Annotated in this window: 20 protein-coding genes and 1 pseudogene; 8 read left to right on the forward strand and 13 right to left on the reverse strand. The window is 50.7% G+C overall.

Translation table 11 applies throughout. From position 1 onward, the window contains the following. Positions 1-163: 163 nt before the first annotated feature. The 11 genes and pseudogenes from ACYVI1_RS17240 to ACYVI1_RS17290 form a co-directional block, all read right to left on the reverse strand. Positions 164-1,936 carry a phospho-sugar mutase gene (locus ACYVI1_RS17240; protein WP_460911973.1) on the reverse strand — a complete coding sequence of 591 codons (1,773 nt, stop codon included), beginning with the start codon at positions 1,934-1,936 and terminating at the stop codon, positions 164-166. Between the two features lie 62 nt (positions 1,937-1,998). Beyond that, positions 1,999-2,226, reverse strand: a complete 228-nt coding sequence (locus ACYVI1_RS17245; protein ID WP_460911974.1) for a DUF2442 domain-containing protein — start codon at positions 2,224-2,226, stop codon at positions 1,999-2,001. A gap of 13 nt (positions 2,227-2,239) precedes the next feature. Next, positions 2,240-2,428 (reverse strand): annotated as a pseudogene (locus tag ACYVI1_RS17250) (DUF4160 domain-containing protein); the annotation flags it as partial. A 207-nt stretch (positions 2,429-2,635) separates the two neighbouring features. Next, positions 2,636-4,813, reverse strand: a complete 2,178-nt coding sequence (locus tag ACYVI1_RS17255; protein WP_460911975.1) for a peptidase domain-containing ABC transporter — start codon at positions 4,811-4,813, stop codon at positions 2,636-2,638. A 107-nt stretch (positions 4,814-4,920) separates the two neighbouring features. Next, positions 4,921-5,430 (reverse strand): peroxiredoxin family protein, encoded by a 510-nt coding sequence (locus ACYVI1_RS17260; protein ID WP_460911976.1) that lies wholly within the window; start codon positions 5,428-5,430, stop codon positions 4,921-4,923. Then, positions 5,427-6,110 (reverse strand): hypothetical protein, encoded by a 684-nt coding sequence (locus tag ACYVI1_RS17265; RefSeq protein ID WP_460911977.1) that lies wholly within the window; start codon positions 6,108-6,110, stop codon positions 5,427-5,429. Before ACYVI1_RS17265 ends, ACYVI1_RS17260 begins: the two co-directional genes overlap by 4 nt. Before the next feature lie 751 nt (positions 6,111-6,861). Next, positions 6,862-7,068, reverse strand: coding sequence for a hypothetical protein (locus ACYVI1_RS17270; protein WP_460911978.1), 207 nt, complete (start codon positions 7,066-7,068; stop codon positions 6,862-6,864). Between the two features lie 19 nt (positions 7,069-7,087). Further along, complete coding sequence (locus ACYVI1_RS17275) at positions 7,088-7,309, reverse strand: hypothetical protein (RefSeq protein ID WP_460911979.1); 222 nt, start codon at positions 7,307-7,309, stop codon at positions 7,088-7,090. A gap of 155 nt (positions 7,310-7,464) precedes the next feature. Then, positions 7,465-7,992, reverse strand: coding sequence for a helix-turn-helix domain-containing protein (locus ACYVI1_RS17280; RefSeq protein ID WP_460911980.1), 528 nt, complete (start codon positions 7,990-7,992; stop codon positions 7,465-7,467). A gap of 354 nt (positions 7,993-8,346) precedes the next feature. Next, positions 8,347-9,408, reverse strand: a complete 1,062-nt coding sequence (locus tag ACYVI1_RS17285; RefSeq protein ID WP_460911981.1) for an NAD-dependent epimerase/dehydratase family protein — start codon at positions 9,406-9,408, stop codon at positions 8,347-8,349. Between the two features lie 93 nt (positions 9,409-9,501). Then, a complete protein-coding gene (locus ACYVI1_RS17290; protein WP_460911982.1) occupies positions 9,502-11,454 on the reverse strand; it encodes a KUP/HAK/KT family potassium transporter in 1,953 nt (650 codons plus the stop codon). 354 nt (positions 11,455-11,808) lie between these two features. On the opposite strand from ACYVI1_RS17290, the gene ACYVI1_RS17295 reads away from it, so the two are divergent. The 8 genes from ACYVI1_RS17295 to ACYVI1_RS17330 all read left to right on the forward strand — a co-directional run bounded on the left by ACYVI1_RS17295 (position 11,809) and on the right by ACYVI1_RS17330 (position 20,699). Next, positions 11,809-12,579, forward strand: a complete 771-nt coding sequence (locus tag ACYVI1_RS17295) for an FHA domain-containing protein (protein ID WP_460911983.1) — start codon at positions 11,809-11,811, stop codon at positions 12,577-12,579. 81 nt (positions 12,580-12,660) lie between these two features. Further along, entirely contained in the window at positions 12,661-13,608 is a 948-nt protein-coding gene (locus tag ACYVI1_RS17300) for a hypothetical protein (protein WP_460911984.1), read from the forward strand. Between the two features lie 6 nt (positions 13,609-13,614). Then, on the forward strand, positions 13,615-14,217 hold the full coding sequence (locus ACYVI1_RS17305) for an FHA domain-containing protein (RefSeq protein ID WP_460911985.1): 603 nt from the start codon (positions 13,615-13,617) through the stop codon (positions 14,215-14,217). Positions 14,218-14,220: 3 nt separating this feature from the next. Beyond that, positions 14,221-15,012: a PP2C family protein-serine/threonine phosphatase gene (locus ACYVI1_RS17310; protein WP_460911986.1), complete on the forward strand. Its 792-nt coding sequence runs from the start codon at positions 14,221-14,223 to the stop codon at positions 15,010-15,012. Positions 15,013-15,062: 50 nt separating this feature from the next. After that, entirely contained in the window at positions 15,063-15,836 is a 774-nt protein-coding gene (locus ACYVI1_RS17315) for a caspase family protein (RefSeq protein ID WP_460911987.1), read from the forward strand. A 33-nt stretch (positions 15,837-15,869) separates the two neighbouring features. After that, a complete protein-coding gene (locus ACYVI1_RS17320; protein WP_460911988.1) occupies positions 15,870-18,089 on the forward strand; it encodes a serine/threonine-protein kinase in 2,220 nt (739 codons plus the stop codon). 19 nt (positions 18,090-18,108) lie between these two features. Further along, complete coding sequence (locus ACYVI1_RS17325; RefSeq protein ID WP_460911989.1) at positions 18,109-19,014, forward strand: tetratricopeptide repeat protein; 906 nt, start codon at positions 18,109-18,111, stop codon at positions 19,012-19,014. A 29-nt stretch (positions 19,015-19,043) separates the two neighbouring features. After that, a complete protein-coding gene (locus tag ACYVI1_RS17330; protein WP_460911990.1) occupies positions 19,044-20,699 on the forward strand; it encodes a LamG-like jellyroll fold domain-containing protein in 1,656 nt (551 codons plus the stop codon). Between the two features lie 159 nt (positions 20,700-20,858). Here ACYVI1_RS17330 and ACYVI1_RS17335 read toward each other — a convergent pair whose 3' ends face one another. Continuing rightward, positions 20,859-21,641: a hypothetical protein gene (locus ACYVI1_RS17335; RefSeq protein WP_460911991.1), complete on the reverse strand. Its 783-nt coding sequence runs from the start codon at positions 21,639-21,641 to the stop codon at positions 20,859-20,861. After that, entirely contained in the window at positions 21,638-22,225 is a 588-nt protein-coding gene (locus tag ACYVI1_RS17340; protein ID WP_460911992.1) for an RNA polymerase sigma factor, read from the reverse strand. Before ACYVI1_RS17340 ends, ACYVI1_RS17335 begins: the two co-directional genes overlap by 4 nt. Between the last annotated feature and the right edge of the window lie 16 nt (positions 22,226-22,241).

Below are 22,241 nucleotides of genomic sequence, written 5' to 3' on the forward strand. Positions count from 1 at the left end.
GTGAAAGAATTACGCAGGTACTATTGCCTAAAGGTAATCAATCCTGAATTCTAATTAATCTTACTTTAAGCCTAACGATTTAATAATAGCCAAAAAAATGCCCGGATGTTTTAGATCCGGGCTTTGTGCATTGCTATAGTACAATTTTTCTATGAAACGCAAATTATACCAATTGCAAGTCATCAATTACCCGCTGCACTTTGGCCTTTAGTTGCGCGTAGGTATCGTCAAATGCTTCTTTGCTCTCGAGTGGTTCGACTACGCTGACGTAGAACTTAATCTTGGGTTCGGTGCCCGAGGGGCGGGCCGACACTTTGGTACCATCAGCCGTGAAAAATTGCAGCACGTTCGATGATTCGATGCCCATTTTGCCAGCTTCTATAGTCGATGTTTGACCGGATTGAGCATCTAAACGCCCGAATTCACGGCGAGTCAGTTCTTTGTAATCATCCACCCGCACCACCGCTGAGCCAGCTATTTCTGTTGGAGGATTTGCCCGGAAATCGGCCATCATCTGCTGAATCTCCTCGGCACCCGCTTTTCCTTTTTTGGTCAGCGACACTAATGATTCGTAATAAAATCCATTTTCCTGATACATGGCCATAAGCATGTCGAACAGGCTCTTGCCCTGATCTTTGGCTGATGCCGTCAGTTCGGCAATGATGGCGCAACTCGCAATAGCGTCTTTGTCGCGCACGAAATCCCCGATGAGGTAGCCGTAGCTTTCTTCACCGCCCCCGATGAATTTTTCTTTGCCTTCGAGTTCACGAATGACTTCGGCAATGTATTTAAAACCCGTCAGCGTGTTGTAGCAGGTTACGCCGTAGTTTTTACACATCTGGTCGATGAGGTCGGTGGTTACGATAGTCTTGGCCACAAACTCCTTGCCGGTCAGCTTGCCCGCGTCGCGCCAGGCGTTGAGCAGGTAATAAATAATCAGGCTGGCCATCTGATTGCCGTTAAGCAGTTCAAATTCGCCGTGGTGATTGCGGGCGCCCGCACCCACGCGGTCGGCGTCGGGGTCGGTCGCCATCACCAGGTCGGCGTTGATGGAGTTGGCCAGGTCGAGCGCCAGTTGCATAGCCGCCCGCTCTTCGGGATTTGGCGATTTCACCGTCGGGAAATTCCCATCGGGCGTAGCCTGTTCCTCCACGATATGCACGTTGGTGAAGCCCAGCGCGTCGAGTACACGCGGTACGAGCGTAATGCCCGTTCCGTGAATGGGTGTGTACACAATGCTCAGGTCGGACTGGCGTTTAATCACGTCTGGGTTCACGGCATTCGATTTGAGCCGCTCCACATAAGGCGCGTCGATTTCTTCGTCAATCAGGCTAATGCGTTCGGGAATGCCCTCGAATTTAATGTCATCGACCGACGTAATCTTGTTGACTTCATTGATGATGGCTTTATCGTGCGGGGAAACTACCTGCCCGCCGTCGTTCCAGTACACTTTGTAGCCATTATACTCCGGCGGGTTGTGCGACGCCGTGACCACAATACCACTCTGGCAGCCCAACTGCCGGATGGCAAACGATAATTCGGGCGTTGGGCGCAAGGCACTGAACAGGTACACTTTAATGCCATTGGCCGAAAAAATGTCGGCCACGAGCCGGGCAAATTCGGGGCTCATCCGGCGGCTGTCGTGGGCGATGGCCACGCTGATGTCCTGGCCCCGAAAAGCTGCGTTGATGTAATTGGAAAGTCCCTGCGTGGCGGCCCCGACGGTGTAGCGGTTCATGCGGTTGGAGCCGACGCCCAGAACACCGCGCAGGCCACCCGTGCCAAACTCAAGGTCGCGGTAGAACGAGTCGGTCAGTTCGGTAACGTTGCCCGAGTCGATCAGATGCTGAATGGATTCTTTGGTGGCGGCATCATAATTACCGGCAAGCCATTTATCAACGCGCTGTTGAGTAGGGGAGTCGAGGGCCGTTGTCATGCTTGTGTATTCTATAGTTAGTTGTAAAATGAATGTACTATTTTTAGGCAAAAAGAAGCCTGTTATCGGGAATAAGTCAAAAAGCCCTGAGCTGTTAAATCTTCATCTAACTCTTCCCAATGAATGCCGTATCCATCAGCGACCAGCTCAAATTGGTTTCGTTGTTCGGGAGTGGCCCGTTGCAAACGAGGAAACCAGGCCAGCGGACTGCCTACCACTCGTCCGTCGTTCAACTCGACATAAACCCGAGTGTCGTCAAACCATACATTCTTAGCCCTGAACGTGTCCATTTGAGTTAATGGTTTACTGCTTGAAAAATTCTTTCCACCGATTCTCAATGATGTCCTCGACCATCCAGTCCGGGTTCTCTTCAATCAAGCCTTCGGCAATTTTCAGGTCTCTGGATTTCATACCATAATTTTCTAACAACTGAACGGGCTTTATCGAAAACCGCGCTTCTTCATCACTATTTCGGACATGAACATGAATTGGTAGGTGGTCATTGCTCTAAAACAAGAATCGAAAGCCAAATACTCTAAAAATTTCGGGCATTGTGATTATGGTGTTAATCCGCCAAAATTACGACTACCTGTTTCATCACCAAATCTGCCTGGTAGATTCGTGGTAGATTTAACGTAAAAAAGCCGGTATAAGCAATGTTATCCGGCTCTACCTGACTCAACTACAAGTAGCTACTCTCTACCTCAAAATCGGCTCCAGCGCAGCCCGGTTTTCATCGAGCCAGTGGTGAATGTCAGCGAGTTGCAATTGCCCATTCGTGAGTGTGTACACCCGTTTGGCGGTCTGTGCCAGGCGGGGCTTGTGGGTAATCAGAAGCATAGCCATCTGCGGGCGCAACCGATTGAGCAGGTTCATCACAAATAGCTCGGTGTTTTTATCCATCGCTGCCGTTGGTTCATCGAGCAGGAGCAGTTGCGGGTTACGGTACAACGCCCGCGCCAGCGCGACCAACTGCCGCTGCCCACCCGACAGGTTTACGCCATCTTCGCCCAGGAGGGTCAGGTAACTCTGCGGAAAGGTTTCAAAGTAGCGGTCGAAGCCATATTGCTGGCAGAAGTGAATTAGTCGTTCGGCTTCTTGGGCCGTGTTTCCCAGACAGATATTATCGAGCAATGTGCCACTGAACAAGTTAACCTGCTGTGGTACAACACCGATACTTTGCCGCCACATTACGGTTTCCATTGCATTCCAGTCAATTCCATTGAGTTTAATTTGTCCACCCTCAGGAGCATAAAAACGCTGGAGTAATTGGAGTAATGTACTTTTCCCGTTGCCACTTTCGCCCAACAGCGTAATCAATTCACCTTTGCGGATGGTCATGGAAATATTTTCCAGCAGCAACGGACGACCCGGAAAGCGAAAACTAAGATCCTTGATAATCAGCGACTCGAAACGAAATTCTGGATCAGGCACCGAACTTACGTCGGTCGGGCGTTGCTGTTCGGGAGTAAGATGGGCATATTCGTACATGCGCTCGAAGGCAACGTTGGCTTCCTGCAACTGTATGTTGGTGAGGGCCAGACTCGCTACGGCGGGCAGGATGCCGCCAACTAAGGTCAGAATGGCCATCATCTCACCCAACTGCAAGGATTTTTGTACGACCTGAAACGATGTAACCGCAATCAGTCCGGCAATGAGCAGGGCACTGATGATTTCGGCAGTCAGGTTGAAGCGAAGCCCAACGGTACCGAGTTGATACACTTTATCCTGAAAGCGGCCGTAAATCGCTTTGGTGATGGCGCCAAAAAACGCTTCCCGGTTGGTAGCCTTGATTACGTCGATGCCCTGAATAGTGTCGACGTAATTACTTTCGGTGTGCGCCGAAGCCGCCATGACCTCGCGTTGTCCGTCGATGATGCACCGGTGATACCGCCACACCAATCCGCCATATAGCGGGATGCTGGCAAGGCTCAATACCCCCACCCAAATCGAGTAGGTGAACAGATACCCTGCCGACACCAGAACGACTAATGCGTTGATGACTACGGCTCCCGTAACATGGCTGATGCTGCGCTGAATCCGGCCCGTGTCGTTCAGACGAGCGATGAGTTCGCCGGTTTTTCGGCTGTCGAAAAACGCTTTGGGCAGGTAGAGCAGTGCGCCGTAAAACTGGTTGATGATCCGGTTGTTGAAATCGCGGCTTTGTCGATTTAGCAGAAAACCGCGCAGATAGCCCACTACAGACCGCGCTAACAGCAAAAAGGCCAGTAATGCCAGGCCAAGCATCAACCGTTTCGTATCGTGTTTTGGCAGAATTTCGTCGATGAGTTTTTGCGAGAAAATAGCCGTCGACAATCCAAGCCCGGCCGTTACGATGCCTAATCCGGTAGCAATGCCCAGCAGGGGAGCATCATCGTGGATGAGGCCGAGTAGCCAGCGTCGTTTGGCCTTTGTTTCGTCGGTTTGTTGCTGTAATGCACCGTTTGGTGTCAGCGTCATCAGGATGCGCGAAGGCCAGATAGCCGCCAGTTCATCGTTGGTATACGTAACAACGCCCTGGGCTGGATCGCCAACGATGAAGTGATTACGGGCGGCATCCCAGCCGTAGCAGACTATATAATGTTGAAGCCTGTTATCAATTAATACATGCAAAATGACCGGTGCGTTGACATCAGTTTTTAGGTTTTCGACGGAAACAGCCTCTATACCCTCGGCATCGAAACCGATTTGCGATGCGGCCTGATACAAACCCAGCAGCGAGGTGCCTTGTGGGTCGGTGCCACTCAGCTCGCGCAGTCGTTCGAGTCGGCTGTGGCCGCCATAGTAGGCTAATAATGAGGCCAGACAGGCCACCCCGCAGTCGGCTTGCCCCTGTTGCCGCACGAGTGTTCGACTGATGTGTTTGAGCGGTTTCATATCAGAAGGTGTGATGGGTAAAATATTCGATGAAAAGACAAAGCAGGTCCCACAGAACCGATAAAATCTGTTCCATATTTAATAGCCAGAATGTAATGAGAAATAGATCAGAGGTGCCGGGCAACGACCTCGATGCTGGTTTCGCCCCGGAAATGTTTCGCCAGCGACCCATCGGCGTGGTAGATTAGCACGTCGGGCACCGATGTGAAACCAAACGTTTCGTAGGCCGTTTGTTTGTCGATATGCGCTACCTGCACATTGGGCAGGTTGTTGATTTTGTGCGTTTTCGCAAACGTTTTCAACGCGGGCGCAGGTGCCGACGAGAGCATAAGCACTTGTGCGGAAGCCAGCGAAGCCGCTTTCTTCTGCAACTCAGCGGCCTCACGCTGGCAATGGTCGCAGTCGGGATCGAAATAGATCAGCACCGCCGGACGGTTGCTTAATGCTGCGCTACTAATTTCAGAACGGTCGATGCTATACGCCGTAAAGTCAGGTAATGTCTGAATCCGCTTAGCGACTTGCTGTTTATGGTTTAATTTATTGGTAAATCCCCAACCCAGATAGGCCAGCACAGCTAATACCAGGACAGGCAATGCCCATTTCAGATGCGTTCTCATGACATACTGACGGTTAAAAACATTATGAAAGCGACCCACACTAACAGACCGGAGCCATAGGAAGCCGCCACTAAGCCAAACGCCTTTGGCATCGGTATTTCGATTACTTGAGAAACCCCATAAGCCAGTACTAACCAGTAAGCTAACTCGAAGAGGTTAGCGAGTTGAAGCGGGTACAGCAGGTAATTATCAATCGACTGGGACTCGAACAGATTTAACAAGCTAAGCGGGTAAAAAAACTGCAAATCGTTTAGGCTGTAATCGGTTTGCACGAACAAGAACCATATCAGCTTGATAACGGCCGGAAATAACAAGACCAATTCTGCCTGAACTGCTACCCGAAAGAACGGCTTGAATACCCACCGATTTGTTGCGAAATAGTAGCCCAGACTGATCAGAGCCGCTACAAAAGTAAATTTGATCAGGTTGAAGACGGGCAAAATCACATAAGCCAGCCAGGACCACTGATGACTTTGATCGATACTTTCTTCAATCTGCTCGAACGTCATTTGCTCCGCGAGTGCGTTGAAATATAGTTCGTCGGAAATAAGCAGATGCTGCCCGGCAAATGTTAGCAATAAAGTACCTATTGTTATAGACAAAAACAACACCCAGCCATTCTCGATTGGGGCTGGATGTTCCAGATTTTGTAATGGGAAAGAAGTATCGGAGTAAGCCATTTCAAGTCAAAAATTATTCCTGGCGTTATAAATTATTTTGAAAACGTATTATTTTTAATTCTCAATTTCCAACCCTTGTTTCTATGCGAATAAGCAAGCAGATGAGTGTGGTAGCCAGATGAGACAAGAATTTACTTCTTAACACTCAATTTTTTTAAAATAATAGTGTAAGCCTATCAATAGAGTTGCATAAAAAAACATCAAAATATAAAGAGTAGTCTATATCTTATAATTTGTGAATGCAGAATACATTCTAAACAGAACCGGTATTGCGCCAAAGCAACCAAAAATAACCTTTAACGATTTCATGTAGCCTGATGATTTATAGAACAAGTACAGTACATAAAATGTATTGTACTTGTTCTTATATTTAGTGAGGAAAATACTCCCACATGTTAGTAACTACTCCCAATAAACTGCATCCCCTATCACAATGCTACCGATGAGAAAAGAGCCTAATGTGAATCCATCACAAAAACCAACTGCAAAACTTTTCTATCTAATCACTGCTTTCTTCGGCTTCGTTTTTCGGCAAAATGAAGAATAAGTAAGCTTAGAAAGCAGACAATCATAATTACTGTAAATATTACAGCTTGACTTTTAGAAGGTCCAGGTTCAAAGAGGTAAAACCTGCTGTACCATATGAAAGCACAAACAGCTACTATTTGAATAGATTTAGTAAAGAACTTCATTGTAATGCAAGATTTACAAGCCGTACACCAATATAAATGGTGTACGGCTTCAATGCAATTTAAAAAAGATCTTTCGCGTCATTTAAGCCACAGGCAATACCTGAAGCAGTGCCCGCACCACTAAGGACTTTACCCGCTAAACTAAAAAATCCACCAACAGCAAGAGTTAATCCAAGGCCAATGCAAAGTCCACTGGCAAAATCTCCCCAATTCGGCCTTCCGGCTTGTATATTTTCGAGTTCCTTACTTGTCAACGTCTTCATCATGTTTATCTTTCAATTTTGTTTAATAAAGACTGCCTATTGCTGCTCCACAAACAGGTACGACCGCGCCACCAAGCATTGCTGCAAGTCCAATCCCTCCTGAGACTGCCCCCACTAATATAGATGCGCCTATAGCGACACCACATGCGAAGCCCGCTCTTTTATCGCTAAGTGAACCACCAAAAAAATTAGCCATTTGCTGGCTTTCCAGCTTTATCATAATTTTAAAATCAACAGGTTTCACCTACTCTATTTTCTCAGGCTTTTCGGCATCCGCCTTTGTTGCGCGTCAACAAGACAAAGGTGGCCGATGAAATGCCCCGGTGCATGAGCAAACTTACCCATTTTTCGTAGGTAGCCTTGCTCATTTTTGCATGAGTAAACTTACCCATAACTTACCTATGCCAGTAAGGCAGTTATCTGTTCACGTTCCATGAGCACAAAGCGGGTCAGGCTGCCTGGCCCGCCGGTTACGTTCAGTTTCTGAGAAATTTTAGCTTTGTGGTTGTTCACCGTTTTCGCGCTAATGAATAGAGCAGCAGCAATTTGTGGGCCGGTGCTGCCCTCAACCATAAGTTTCAAAACGCGCCGTTCGGCAGGCGTCAGGTCGTGCCAACCGGGGAAGGTTTCTGTTAGTTCATAGCCCGAATGTGTTTGCAGTAGAGAGGAGTGGTAAAACCGTCCGGCTTTGAGAGTAAGTAGACAATCGGTCAGTTCATCCACTGTGCAGAGCACATCGAATTCCAGATTATCCAGCACCGCCCAGAGGCTCTTCGTCAAAACGGACTCCGAGGTTAGGCAAACAATAATCGACGTGCCTGAGCTAATGGCCCGGATGTTGGTAAAGAGAGCTGGGTTTTCGAGGTTCTCGTTGGTGATGAGCGCAAAGCGCGGTAGCCCGGCTGCTACGCGCTTTTGAAATAGCATCGGGTCAGCCTGGGGTGTTTGGCAGTCCACCCCGGCTTTGTCAGCAGTAGCAATAATTTTGAGTAAAATTGAACGACGGTGGCATAAAGCGGTCAACAACATAGGTGGTAGGGCAGCGCATGAGACGTTAGGATAAGGAAGAGGATGAAGTACTAAAGTAGCTTTTTTTGTAATCAATAGTTGTTATATATGAAATTTATTTCTCTTGCATTAGATAATGGGGGGGGGATATCTGATTATGAACGACATAAATATAATAAGGTGCTCACGGTCTGGTTAGTCCAAAAACAGCGTGGTGTCAGGTTCTCAAACCTGACACCACGACACTGCGGTTTATCAACCAGTAAAATGATCTTACCTTAAAATCGGTTCCAGGGCAGCCCGGTTTTCATCGAGCCAGTAATGAATATCGGTCACAATCTCGCGGATGCCCAACTGGGGTTTCCAGCCGGTTAGTTTCGTCACATTGGTGTTGTCGGTGATGTAGAGCCGGATATCGGCGGCCCGGTTTTCGCTCACCTGCTTAATGGGAATGGTTTTGCCCGTTATTTCCTGACAGATTTGGGTCAACTCTTGCAACGACGCGCTGCTTTCCACGCCACCGCCCGCGTTCAGAATCTGCCCGTTTACGGCGTCGAGGTGGTGTAACTGCCAGTCGATCAGCCGGTAGAGGTCGGCGATGTGGAGCATATCGCGGGTTTGTTTACCCGTTCCACCGTACCCTATATACGCAAGCTGCTGCTCGAAATAATGTTTAGCAATCCAGAGCACCATCACGCCCTGATCGACTTTGCCCATTTGCCAGGGTCCGGTGATGACGCCACAGCGGTTGATAACCGTTCTCAACCCATAAAACTCGTTGTATTCCTGAATCAGCAACTCCGACGCCAGTTTGGTGGTACCATATAACGACCGCGCTCCGGTGAGCGGGAAATCTTCGGCAATTCCCCGCGCCGATACGCCCGGCACAGGCTGGTTGTCGGCGAGAACAAAGCGCGTGTCGGCCTCCTCAAAATTCAGCGTTTCGATGGTTCTAATTGGATAGACGCGACTTGTGGACAGAAAAATAAAATTAGCCTTGTGTTTCAGGGCATAATTGAGGCAATTGACCGTGCCAAACAAATTGGTATTAATGAGGTAATCGGGCGTGCCATCCAGCCCGGCCAGCACGGATGGTTCGGCAGAGGCCTCGATAACGGTGTCGACGGCGGGGAGCGCGTCGAAATCCTCTTTGTTCCGAATGTCGCCGTGCAGAAATTCGATACCGACCGCTTTGAGCCGGGCTAAGCTCAATTCGGAGCCGCGCCGTTTGAGGTTGTCGAGCGCAAAAATCTGATACTGCGGATAATTTTTCTTAAGCGAAATGGCCAGCGATGAGCCAACGAATCCGGCTCCGCCGGTAATGAGAATGTTCATAAGCAAGTAGATTGGCAGGAGACGCAATACCTTGCGTCTCCTGCCGGATGCTGTAGCTGACGCATAGGAGACGCAAGGTATTGCGTCTCTACATTAAGATGTAATACGTTTCAGTTGGATATTTTCGACGGGGCGAATGACTAAGGGTACCTTCTCAACTTTCACCGAACTGCTGTCTAAGCCGAACCAGCGGTCTTCGGGCGTGGTGAAGCCTTTGATGCTAAAATAGATATTCATGATAAAGCGTTCGCGGGCGGGCAGTTCGTTCTCGAACGACAGGAATTTTTCGAGCACCACAAAGCGGAAATCACCGATTACATTCTGGCGGCTGAGCGATTCGTAGCGGCTCGTAATGTCCACTTCCTTGTTCTTCACCATATCTTCAATCACCTTTCTGAAGAACAGGTTGATGCGTTGCTCGACCCGAAAACCTAATTTAAACGTCACTTTATAGGCATCGTCAGGCGCAATGGTGTTCACTTTGTATTCCATCGTGTAGGGGTCGTCGGTGGTATCAACGTGAACGAACCAGTAGATATCGGCGCGTTTGGGGCGCTTTTGAAAGATGGAATAAATGATTTTTGATTCGATCTCCGATTGCCGGGCCGCATTGCTCATAAAGACAATGTGGGTGGAATATTTCGGAATACTGATGTCGCGGCTCAGTTCTTTAATAGCCTGAATATAGTGGTCGATTCGGACGTATTCGGTCAGGCGAAGTTTAATCTGGAAGGCCTGTAGCCAAATGTACATCACGCTGGCAATGGCTGAACCAATCAGCACCGATACCCAGCCACCATGTGGAAACTTAATCAGGTTAGCAACCAGAAAAGACCCTTCGATACCCAAATAAACGAATAAGAACACAACAACCCACCACGCCTGGTACTTATGGGTATACAGGTAATAGGACATCAGCAACGTGGTCATCAGCATCGTCAGGGTAATGGCCAGCCCATAAGCGGCTTCCATGTTCGACGACTCGCGGAAGTACAGCACCACCCCCACGCAGCCTGACCAAAGCAATAAATTGACACTTGGTACGTAGAGCTGACCTTTCTGAACGCTGGGATAGCGAAGACGAACTTTAGGCCAGAAGTTCAGCCGAATTGCCTCGCTAATGAGGGTAAACGAGCCACTGATAAGAGCCTGGCTGGCAATAACCGTAGCGGCTGTAGCGACTGAAATACCGATGGTCAGAAACCAGGGTGGCATCACTTCGTAAAACGGAATACGGTTCTGAAGTTTTTGGCCTTCAATACTAAGCAACCAGGCGCCCTGCCCAAAATAATTCAGGACTAAGCAGGATTTAACAAATACCCAGCTAACCCGGATGTTGGACCGCCCGCAGTGCCCCATGTCCGAATACAGAGCTTCAGCGCCCGTTGTGCAAAGAAATACTGAACCTAAGAGCCAGAAACCACCGGGATACTCCGACAAGAGCCACCAGGCATAATAGGGGTTGGCAGCGGCCAGAATACCCGGCGCCTGGGCAATCTGAATGATACCGAGCGTGCCGAGCATGATAAACCAAACGAGCATAATGGGGCCGAATGCCGTACCGACTACGCTTGTTCCGAAGGTTTGAATCAGAAACAGAAGGGTTAAAATGGCAATAACAATCTCAATAATCTGTATATGCGTGATCGCCGGATAAAGCAGCCGAAGCCCTTCAACCGCCGACGAAACCGAAATAGGGGGTGTAATAATCCCATCGGCCAGCAGTGCCGATCCACCAATTATGGCCGGCAAGGTTAGCCAGCGGGCATGCCGCCGAACCAGCGCGTAAAGCGCAAAAATACCACCTTCGCCCCGGTTGTCGGCTCGTAAAATCAGAATGACATATTTGACGGTGGTTTGTAAGGTTAGCGTCCAGAGAACACAGGAAAGGGCACCACGCACAACATCGGCTCGTACTGGGTTGTCAGGACCGACAATAGCCCGAAGTGTGTACAGGGGCGATGTACCGATGTCGCCGTAAATGATACCCATTGCCACCAGCAGCCCGGCGGCTGAAACGGTGTCTAAATGTTTCTTATCTTCCATAAATCAGGCTTTCGCCTTTTGGTCTACAAGCGGGGTCAAAACCGGGCAAAGATAACCCATGTTTGGCTTCATTATTCGCACGTCAACTGAAAGTTTAGTGCTTTGCTGAACGGCCAAAAAAGAGGTTAGAACGGGTTGCCGTTAACGGTAGCCCGAAATCCAGCGGGGGCTATCGACCGTATATACACTGACCGCTACGGGTACAAGCTTACGTTTTGTTTAATTAGGTGTGTTGGGTAGATGGCCCGTTTGCTAAGCGGGCTATCTCTTTTTGGGGATTGCGCCCGACACCTCCGGGTTGAGTAGATTTGCCATTTTTGTATATTGCCTGGCTATTCTTTCTTCAGCCTGTTCATGCCCTCTTCACCAGCCGCCTTTACTGATGGTCAATTTGAACAATTGATCGGAAACCTGAGCCAGCTCCCCACGTTCACGATTGGTCGGGGAGCCGATAATGAGCTAATCGTACCCAACAGCAAAGTAAGCAGCCATCACGCCCGCCTGATTCAATGCACGCCCACGAGTTTTTTGTTCGAGGACCTGTCCAGTAAGAATGGCTCGTTTGTGAATGGCATTCGAGTCACCCGCAAAATTGTCGACAGTCACGATACCCTGCGGCTCGCTGACGCCGATTTCACGGTTGACGAGCTACTTGCCCTACGAAAGGTGGATCCCATTATACCCATGCAAACGGCGCCACCCGTGCCGCCTGGGGTTGACAACCGGCCTGACGCCCTCGATTTTACCGGTCAGTTTGCCGACCTGCAGCAGGTTCACGAACAATACCCGCAACTCCGCCGGGACTGCCGCAACCGCGAAAAAATGATTCGGACTGGCAGCGTCATTCTTTCCTCCATTGTGGGCATAAGCGCCGTTTTCACAACGGGCGGATCGGCCCTGCCGCTGCTGCATATCCTGTCGGGCGCTGGCCTGAGTGTGCTGGTGCCGACCCTGTGTTCCACGCTGCTGTCGACGGAGGAGAAATTAGAAGTTATTGACAAAGAATACCGGGAACGGTATCGGTGTCCCAATCCGACCTGCCGCGACCCATTTGGCGCGCGCGAATGGGACCTGCTCGCCCAGCAAAAGAGTTGCCGACGCTGTCAGGCGGTGTGGGTGAAGTAAATTTTTTTGATTTCTCACTTACCTTTTCTGGCGGTGCCCGATACACGGACATCTTTCACTAATTTATTCTTTTTGTCAACCATGTCACAACTTGCCAGTCAGACAGACCTGCCAACCGACGCCTATTCCATGACGCCATCGACTACCACACCCGCCAAATCTGGTCCTGATAAAAATAAAGTACTGGCTATTTCCGCTGCTACGCTATTGTTGGGCAGTGCCGCCTGGGCCATTAGCCAAAAGATTACCGAAAGAGGAAAGCAGCCATCAGACAATGAGATGAATACGTCAAATTCTCCTTCTCCTGTTGCGCTTCCTGCCGATGTTGATGTGGCCGGTAAAGTAACCGACGGCATGTCGTTTGAGCAGGCGTTCGGTGCCGCCCGTGCTGAGGTCGGTATGGGCGGAGTGTTTAGCTGGCACGGTCGCTGGTACAATACGTTTGAGAAAGAAGAATGGAGCGGTCTGTCGCTGCAGCAGCGACAGGAGTATACCGAACAGATTACCGGAGAGAAACTACCGGTTAAGCCCTACGCACCACAGGTGGCCCAAACACCCGGAACTGCTTCCGGAACAACCGACCAAACAGAGCCTGTCCTTATTGAAGGCCACCTAAACGGTCAGCGCGTAATGGGCCTCGATTTCAACCACGATGGAGTGATCGACACCTTAGTAATGGACGGCGCCGACGGGTACACCTATCGGGTCGTGGATGCCAGCGGTGATGATGGGCTGGATACGGTTTATCGCTACGATTCACTCGATGGTGAGCTAACTGGCGCGGTTCGCATCGATCACCCGTTTGTGTTGTCCAACGAGCAGTTCAGCCAGGGTCTGGAGGCCAGCATGGCGAAAGAAGTAGTTGATTCGATTCTTGAGCCGGACGCGTCGGCGGCCATCCCAACTGCACCAGCCGAAGATAGTATAGTGGATGAACCTGAGCCCGATGAAGCAACTTATCTGGCTGACTCACACGAGCCGGACGATACGTATATTAACAATGGGGATGTTCGTGACATGGACGAGTAAGTGCTTATGAGTGCATTTAAAACAACCCTTATTACCTGCCAGCAGTGTGGCCGGCGAATTCTGGTTCGGACAGCCGATGCCGAACTGGGATCGATTACCTGCTCGCATGTCGGGTGCGGAGCTGTCAATGTGCTGCAAACAGCCTTTCAGTACGATGAAAACATTGTGCGGGGATTGCCCGGATTCGGGCAGTTGATCTATTTGGGCAGTTCGGCAACAGCCTACCCGCTTCAGTTTGGCCGTAATGTGATTGGCACGTCGGATACCTGCACAATGCAGGTAGACCGTTTTGTGCACAATGGCCGGTGCTACATCAGCCGCCGGCATTGCACGCTCACCATTACCTTCGATAAGTGGACTGGCCAACTGCGCTACCAACTTCAGGATGGGGCTGTCGATCTGCAAACGCAGATCATGCAGTACAGTCTCAACGGGACACAACTGAGGGGTACCCCGTTGCAGAAAGCCGAGATGATCGACGTTGGTGATGACGAAATTATTACTCTGGGTGGCCTTGACCGCTTTCGGTTGAGCCATTTCGCCATTTCTCCCGCTATGCTCGATACCTACAAAGTTGAGCTGGATTTTAACCCTGATCGCACGCAATAACGTATGCACATTCAGCCAGCTTTGCCCCTTGCCTTCTCCCATATTGGGCAACGGACGATCAATCAGGACGCGCTCTATCCGGCGGTTAACCGGGCAACTGAGGCTACCCAGCTTTTTATCGTCTGCGACGGGATGGGCGGTGCCGACAAAGGAGACGTGGCCAGTCAGTTGCTGTGCGATGCAATCGTGCGTTACGCATCGGCACTGGGTGGCCCTATTTTTGATAGCGCCCACCTGCAGGCTGCGCTCGATCAGGCGTATGAGGCTTATGAGGCCTATTTGCACCAGCATCCGCTTGCAAGCCGCATGGGGTCGACTCTCGCTTTGCTGCAATTTCATGAACGGGGCGTTACCATCGCACATATCGGCGATAGCCGGGTTTATCAGCTACGGGCGGGCAAAATTATTTTTCGGACGCAGGATCACCGGCAGGTGGACGACATGGTTAAGGCTGGAATAATTACCCCTGAGCAGGCACTAACGCACCCCTGGCGGAATCGGCTGAGCCGGGCCGTTGTTGTCAGCTCGGTTGAGGCAGACAAACCAGTCATTCACGCTGCTCCCGACCTGACAATGCTGGCTGACATCCGGGCGGGCGACTATTTTTTTATGTGTACAGATGGCGTACTGGAACAAATTGATGATCTTACAGTAGAAGCCTTACTGTCTGATAGCCAGCCTGATAGCGAAATAATAGAGGCCATGCAAGCCCTCTGTAGTGGCCAGACAAAAGACAATTATTCTGGTTATTTAATTGGCATCAGTCAGGTAACGCAAATGCAGCTTATTGGTTAGTAAGTTAGTGGTTAGCAGGTTATAGAATAACCTAAATTTGCCTTAAACAAATGCCGATTCATCTCCTGCTCTACTTAGGATTACTGATTAGCTGCCAGCAAACTGCATCGACCGGGCAAACGTATGCCGTTGTTATTGGTATTTCTGATTATCAGGCCCTTACCTACGCCACCGGCGATTTACGGTTTGCCGACCGGGATGCCCGGCAGGTTGTCGCTTTTCTTCAACGCAGGGCAGGCGGGTCGGTACCGGCTTCGCATATCCACCTGCTAACGAACCGTCAGGCAACTCAGGCAAACATCCGTCAGGCACTGATGCTCTTTAAGCAGGCTGGTCCCGGCGACCGCGTTATCCTTTATTTCTCAGGTCATGGCCTGCCCGACAGTTTTGTTCCCTACGATGCCCGTCCGGGAGACCGGAGCCGGTTGCTAACCCATCAGGCTATTAAAGCCGCTTTTCATGAATCCAAATCCCTAACAAAACTAAGCATAGCCGACGCCTGCCTGTCGGGCGGCATGACCCGGCAGCAGGCAAGCCCGCGCACGATAGCGAAGGGTGTGAGCGAGGGCAGCAATGTAGCCATGATGCTGGCAAGCCGATCCACTCAGTATGCGGTCGAAGACGGCCGATTGGCTGGTGGGGCGTTCACCTATTTCATGCTGCGCGGATTGACCGGGCAGGGCGATCTCGACGGCAATCGAATTGTAACGATACGGGAGTTGCATCGGTATGTAGCTCCACACGTGAAAAAACGGACGCGGGGACAGCAGACACCGGTTTTTTATGGCCGGTTTTCGGATGACCTTCCTTTAGCGTATCTTTGATTTGTAAGCTGCTCTGCACCCTCCTTCCACGCTATGAATCAACCGTTTACCTCGTTTCAGGACTTCAAGCGACGCTATCCGATTCGCCCGAATGATGAAGGGTCGCTGTTGGGTAGCGGCTCCTATGGTCGGGTCATCAAAGTCGAGGATCAGGTTGAAACGGAGTGGGTTGCCATTAAGATCAGTGAGTTTAAGGGCAATGATACCAAATCGCTGAAGGCCGAAGTCGAACTGGCGCAGCGGGTTCCCCGGCAAACCAACATTGCCCGCTACGACGCCTGTTATCGGCTCGAAACCGACACCAGTGTGAGCGATTTCGCCATCATGAAATATTATCCCGATGGTAATCTGGCTGACCTTATCCGTCGCGTAACGCTGACACCTACCCAAATTTATGACATCACGCAGGGCATTCTGCTGGGCCTTCAGCACCTGCACCGCCAACGAATTGTTCACCGTGATTTCAAACCGGCCAACATCCTTATCTCCCGTGATTATGCCGGGCGGTTCATTCCTAAAATCGCCGATTTTGGCCTGAGCAAGTTGGTGAGCGACGACGAACTCGACAGTTCGGACTTTGATTTGAGCGACGGGCGGGGCACACCTTCCTACAAAGCTCCGGAGCAGATTGAAGGCAGCCGGGTTAGTTTCAACCTCGACTTATGGGCGTTCGGCGTTATTCTCTACGAACTGATGACGGGCGAAAAGCCGTTTCGGGCCAATTTACGCAACAGCAGCGATCAGTCGGTTCGGCGCGAAATCGAGAAGAAAATCATAACCGTCGAGCTGCCCGCCCGCCTGAACCAGGTTGCCGAGCCATATGCGTCGATGATTCGGCGGTGTTTAGTGCGCGACATCCATCAGCGTGCCCGCAAGGCACAGGAATTATTAGACTTATTGGATCAAATTCCCCAATTACTGGCCGAGGCCAATAGGTTGGTTGGCAGGCAGCAGTACAACGACGCGCTTGCCCTGTTTGAGGAAGTACTGGCCAAGCGGGAACATCATGCCGAAGCCCGGAAGGGCGTGGATCAGTGTAAGGCGGCTCTTGAGCAACAGCACATTAGTACGTTACTGAACGATGCCGATGCCCTGCTTGCTCAGCAGCAGGTTGAGCAGGCGAAAAGCAGGTATGAGCAGGTTTTGCATATTAATCCGGCTCACGCTGCCGCTGCCCGTGGCCTGGTATTCTGCATCGACCGGCTCCGCCCGCAGCCCGTGGTCATAGAGCCTGATGTAACAGATGTGTATCGGGAAGAACAAACGGACGTGTATGTGGCCCCATCGGCATCAGCCCCGGCCGGTAAAACGTCCAAACCGCTGATTGGCCGCGAATCGGTTGCGGTAGCGACGCCGGGTGTTCAGCCAACTCCACAGAGCGAACCGGTAGCCCAGCCGATTATCGCATCGCCTGTTAGGCAGCCCCTGGGAAAACCGTTTCCCTGGCGGGTGGTAGCTCCGGCAACAGTAGGGTTAGTTACCCTGGCGCTTTATTTTACCCTGAGAGATAGAACACAACCGGCAACGACGGGTACTGTTCAGCCAAGAGACAGCAGCGTTACCGTTAGGGCAGAAATAATTTCGGGCGGTAAAAAATTGCCAGATACAGTGACCGCGATTGTGCCCAGGCTGGGTGAGTCCAAAGATGCGCTGACCAAACGCCGAATTGACGTGGCTCTTGACAAAGCGCGTCGGGCGTATAAAGTAAAAGACTTTGAACAGGTTCTTGTGCTGACCAACAGCGCGCTACAGCTCGATCCTACGCGCCGGGATGTAGTTGCGCTGCGTGATGCTGCCCTGAAAGAAAGTCAAAAGAAACCGTCGGGAACGCCAGAGCCTGATAAGCCGACGCCCCTAACGACAACCGCCCCGGAAGTGCCAAAAGACGTTGTGCCAGCACCAGCCGAATCAGAGAAGTCGAAATTGTCGGAGCCGACTCCTGAAGAGAAGGCGAAAAATGAAAAACAGAAGCATCAGGATACGTATGACGAGTTGATTGACGAAGGCATGAAAGCCATTACCAATGGCAACAACAAAACAAAAGCTGTTGCAACGTTTAACAAGGCACAGGCACTGGCGAAAGACCATCAATTGAGTACCGCTAAAGCCGACGGAGCCTACAACTACAACATGAATAAAGCAAATAACCTCTTTGAGCGGGAGGAGTTCGACGGAGCAAAAGCCTGGTATGAGGTCGCGCTATCCGTGAAAGATACCCCGGAAGTTCGACGGAAAATTAAACTATGCCAATAAAGCAGTAACCTACATGTTTATGACTAAACCACTACACCGGTTCATCCTTTTCCTGCTGCTGTCGTTTAGCCTGCTGCCCGCCATTCAGGTACTGGGCCGGGCGCCGGAAAAGGTCCTCCTTGTCGATGACGAATATGATCGATACAAAAAACGGGGTGACGACCTGTTTAAGGAAGGTAAGTACCTCGAAGCCCGCCGACAATACCAGAACTGCCTCGAAGTCCCCGGCTTTGAAAATGATACGTACGCGAAAGGGCAGATTGACGAATGTGTTACCGGTTTGGCCCTGCGGCAGCAGGCTACCGATGCCGTGCAGCAGGGCAAAGGTCCGGAAGCAATTAAACTGTTCAATCAACTGCTCAATCTCAACCCCGACGATGCGACGACAAAGTCGCAGTTAACGGATTATTACGAGCGCGAAGGCAACAAGCTGTTCAATCAGAAAGCGTATGTGGCCGCCAGAAACAGCTATACGCAGGCCCTCAACTATGCCACTGCAACAAAGCGGGAGTCTCTCCTGATTCAGATTAATACCATTAAAGGAATTATTGCGCCCCCTAAACGGATTGGTTTAAAGGTTTTTACGGGCGCTGTAGCCATTGGGGCAGGTGTTTATGCGTTGCTCCTGCGTAGCGATTTTCAGGATAAACTGGGCACATTGAGTCAAATCAGCCAGACGGTTGACCCAACCGACAGCGGAATAATTGCTAACCCGGATTCCTACCGTCAGTATAATGAAGCGTATACGGCCGCCGAAACTGCCCAGCAAAAAAACGGCTTGTTTAAAGCCTGCATTGGTGTTGCCGCAGTGGCGACCATAGCCGAACTATACCTGTTGCTGCACAAGCCAAAGCTACGCACGAATGCGCTGCACTGGAAGCCATCCTCACAATCAGTGGGGCTGGCTATTGGCTACACATTTTGATTTATCCCACACCCTCTTGTCTCCTGATCATGAAAAATTTACCCGCTCTTTTTATTGGCCTGATGTTACTTGGCAGTTGTGGCGGACTGCTATGGAGTTGCGAGACCTGGGAACTCCCTACCAAAAAATTGCAGCGGAATTGTGTGCCGCCATCGGGTACGCTCGCGGCACAAGTTCAGCAACTGAAAGTAGACTTTTCTATAACTGGTAGCAGCGGCACTATCGACGGAGTCCTCTGGGATTTTGGTAATGGTAGTGTTACTGCCACCACCGGGATGACAGTCTCTTATACCTACCCCACACCGGGCACTTACAACGCAAAAGCTACTCTCACCAACACCTGCAGGCAGGAGGCTATTCTGTTGCGGACGATTTCGGTAAGCGATGCCATGCTGCCTACGGTGACGCTACAGGCGATTACGACCGTTTCGACCAACTCGGCGCCCACGGGCATGAGCATAACCTCCACTGGGAATGCAGCCATCACCCGGTATGGCATCTGTTATTCGGACAAAAATATGGTTCCCGAAGAAGGCAAAGACCCAAAACAGGAGCGAACAGGAGCCGTAGCTATTAACTCGCCCCTCCCTTTTTCACTTACGGGCCTTCAATCCAACACGCTCTATTACGTGCGTAGTTACGCCGTTAATTTGGCAGGACCTGCCTACAGTGCGGTGCAAACCTTCCGAACAAACCAGAACCCGGTGGTTGCTGTGAACGGTACCGCAAGCGTCGGTGCAACAACCGCTTCTGTTAATTTTGTGGTATCAAATTCGGGTAGCCCAGCCGCTATCGAGTATGGTATCTATTATTCATCCACAACCAACATGCCGGATGTTAACAGCCCGGCCGCTAAAGTCAGTCCCGCAGTGGGGGTCAGCGTGGTTGTTAACTTAATCGACCTGACCCCCAATAGAACCTACTATTACCGTTCGTTTGCCCGGTTGCCATCAGGAGAGATTATATACGGGCCGGTCATGTCATTTACAACGCAGGCTGATCCTGTCGCACAGGATTTGATAGCCTCTGTGGCCTTCACCAATGGGTCTTTACTGGATGTCAGTGGATACAACAACCACGTCAAATTAGTTGGTACCACGTTCATAGCTGATCGTAAGGGAAATGCAAATTCGGCTATTCTGCTAAATGGCGCGGGCGATTATTTCTACATGCCGGAGAATGGCACGCTGAATCCAGAGGCAATGTCAATTAGTTTGTGGATCAAACCTGCCGTCATACCGGCTAACGTGGATGGCCGGATGCAGATTTACAACAAAGCCCGCTTTAATGACGGTCTCCCGCAAACGTATAGCTCCTTAATTAAAGCAGAGAATGATGTTGGACCAAAGCTTACATTTATGACCAACATCAAGCAGGGTAGCAACTGTCAGGGCGGTGTAGGCTGGAAGGACCTGGAGTTTACCGCTCCAGTGGTACTTGCCAACTGGTATCACCTGGTATTTACATACAGCGGCAAAACGGCCCGGATGTATTTTAATAATATTTTGGTCTTCGAAAACCCTAACCTGGCTGCCAGTGGGATAGATCCATGTCCGGGTGGGGAATTAAAATTCGGCGCACAGTATAAAGACCTGCCCTGGTATTTCAAAGGCGCTATGGACGACATTCGGATTTATAAACGCGCGTTAACGGCCAGCGAAGTGCAGACGCTGTTTAACCAGTAAACTTATTGTGGATTCAGGTTGAGAACCCTACGCTCTCCCCTCTCCCCGTTGCTGTGTCCTCACAGCAACCTGTCCGGCAGGTAACGATAGGCTTATGCATAGGTTGCTGTGAGGACACAGCAACGGAAGAGGAGACACTCGTTAACCAATAAATCTGACCTACTCAATTTTTTGCAGCACCCGCTGTGCCAGCGATTGGAAGGGGTGGGCCTTGTCGGTACTGATTCGCTTCAGTGTTGGCAGGGCCTTCTCTTTTTGCCCGTTCTTGACATAGGCTAAGGCCAGAAACCACTCGGCTTTTTGCCGGAGTTTGGCCGAGGGAGCCGCCTGCGCCTTGAGGAGTAGGGGAATGGCTTCAACCGGCTGTTTATTCGCCAGGTAGCTCAGGCCTAAGAAATAATTTTTGTAATGAATCGTCTGTTTGTCGGCGGGCAGGGTGGTTAATTGCTCAATGACTTTGTCATAGTTTCCCGCTCTGTAATTCGAGAGAGCGTCCAGAAACTGGGTTTGGGCGGTGGGCGAAAGCGTACCCGATGGGAAATCTTTCGTCAGCTGATCGTCGGGAGAAAACGTTTCTGCATAAGCGATATCGGCCTGCCGGTCGGTGGTTTGCTGATAGGCATAATAGCCAACTCCCAGCACCACCACCGAAGCAGCCGCAGCCCAATACCGCCAGTTGACCAGGGGTCGAACAACGGGTTGGTTCGCAGACGTTGCCTGGGCAATTGGGGCGGTTGCCTGATACTGTGTTTTTGCCCGCTCCAACGCCCGTTCGATGCCCAATGCCCGCAAGCCTAAGCGGAGATCGCGCTGCCTATCGACCTCCTGGCGAAGCTCGGGATTAGCCTGTAAATCGTTCTCAAACAACACCCGATCTGCCGCCGACAACTCATTGGTCAGGTAGGCTTCAATGATTTCATATTGATCGTCTGATAGCTTCATAATCCTTGCTGATTGGCCCGTTGTTGATAAAATGCTTTCAACTTCTCGGCGCAGTCGTACCGTTTCGATTTAACCGATGATTCTTTCATGCCCAGCCGTTCGGCAATTTCCCGCAGGGATAAATCATCCACATAAAACCACTCAATTACTTTCCGGCACTCGTCTTTAAGCTGCTGAAGCGACTGCCGAACTACGTTCACAACTTCCATTCGCTCCAGGTCCTTCACTACGTCGGCGGTATCCAGTGTCTCGATGGTGTCGGGCATGGTAGCGCGGGTTCGTAGCCGGGCCGATCTTAACTCGGTGAGCCACACACATTTGCAGTACTCGAAGAGCACCGTGGTAACGCGGGTTCCGGCCTGAAACTGATATTTCCCCGTTTCGACATTGAGCAAAAAATTAAGCATTCCCTTCTGAAACGCATCTTCGGCATCCATCTCCGAGCCACTGTTGCTGAGCACCCAATAGCGAAATGAAGGATACGAGTCGGCATACAAAAACTGGTAAGCCCGTTCATCGCGACGACTCAGGGCATCATACAGGTCTTGGTCTGTTGCGTAAATGGGTAATGGTCGGGTTGCCATACGGTTGTCGAATTGG

This window comes from Spirosoma areae, from assembly GCF_054781775.1.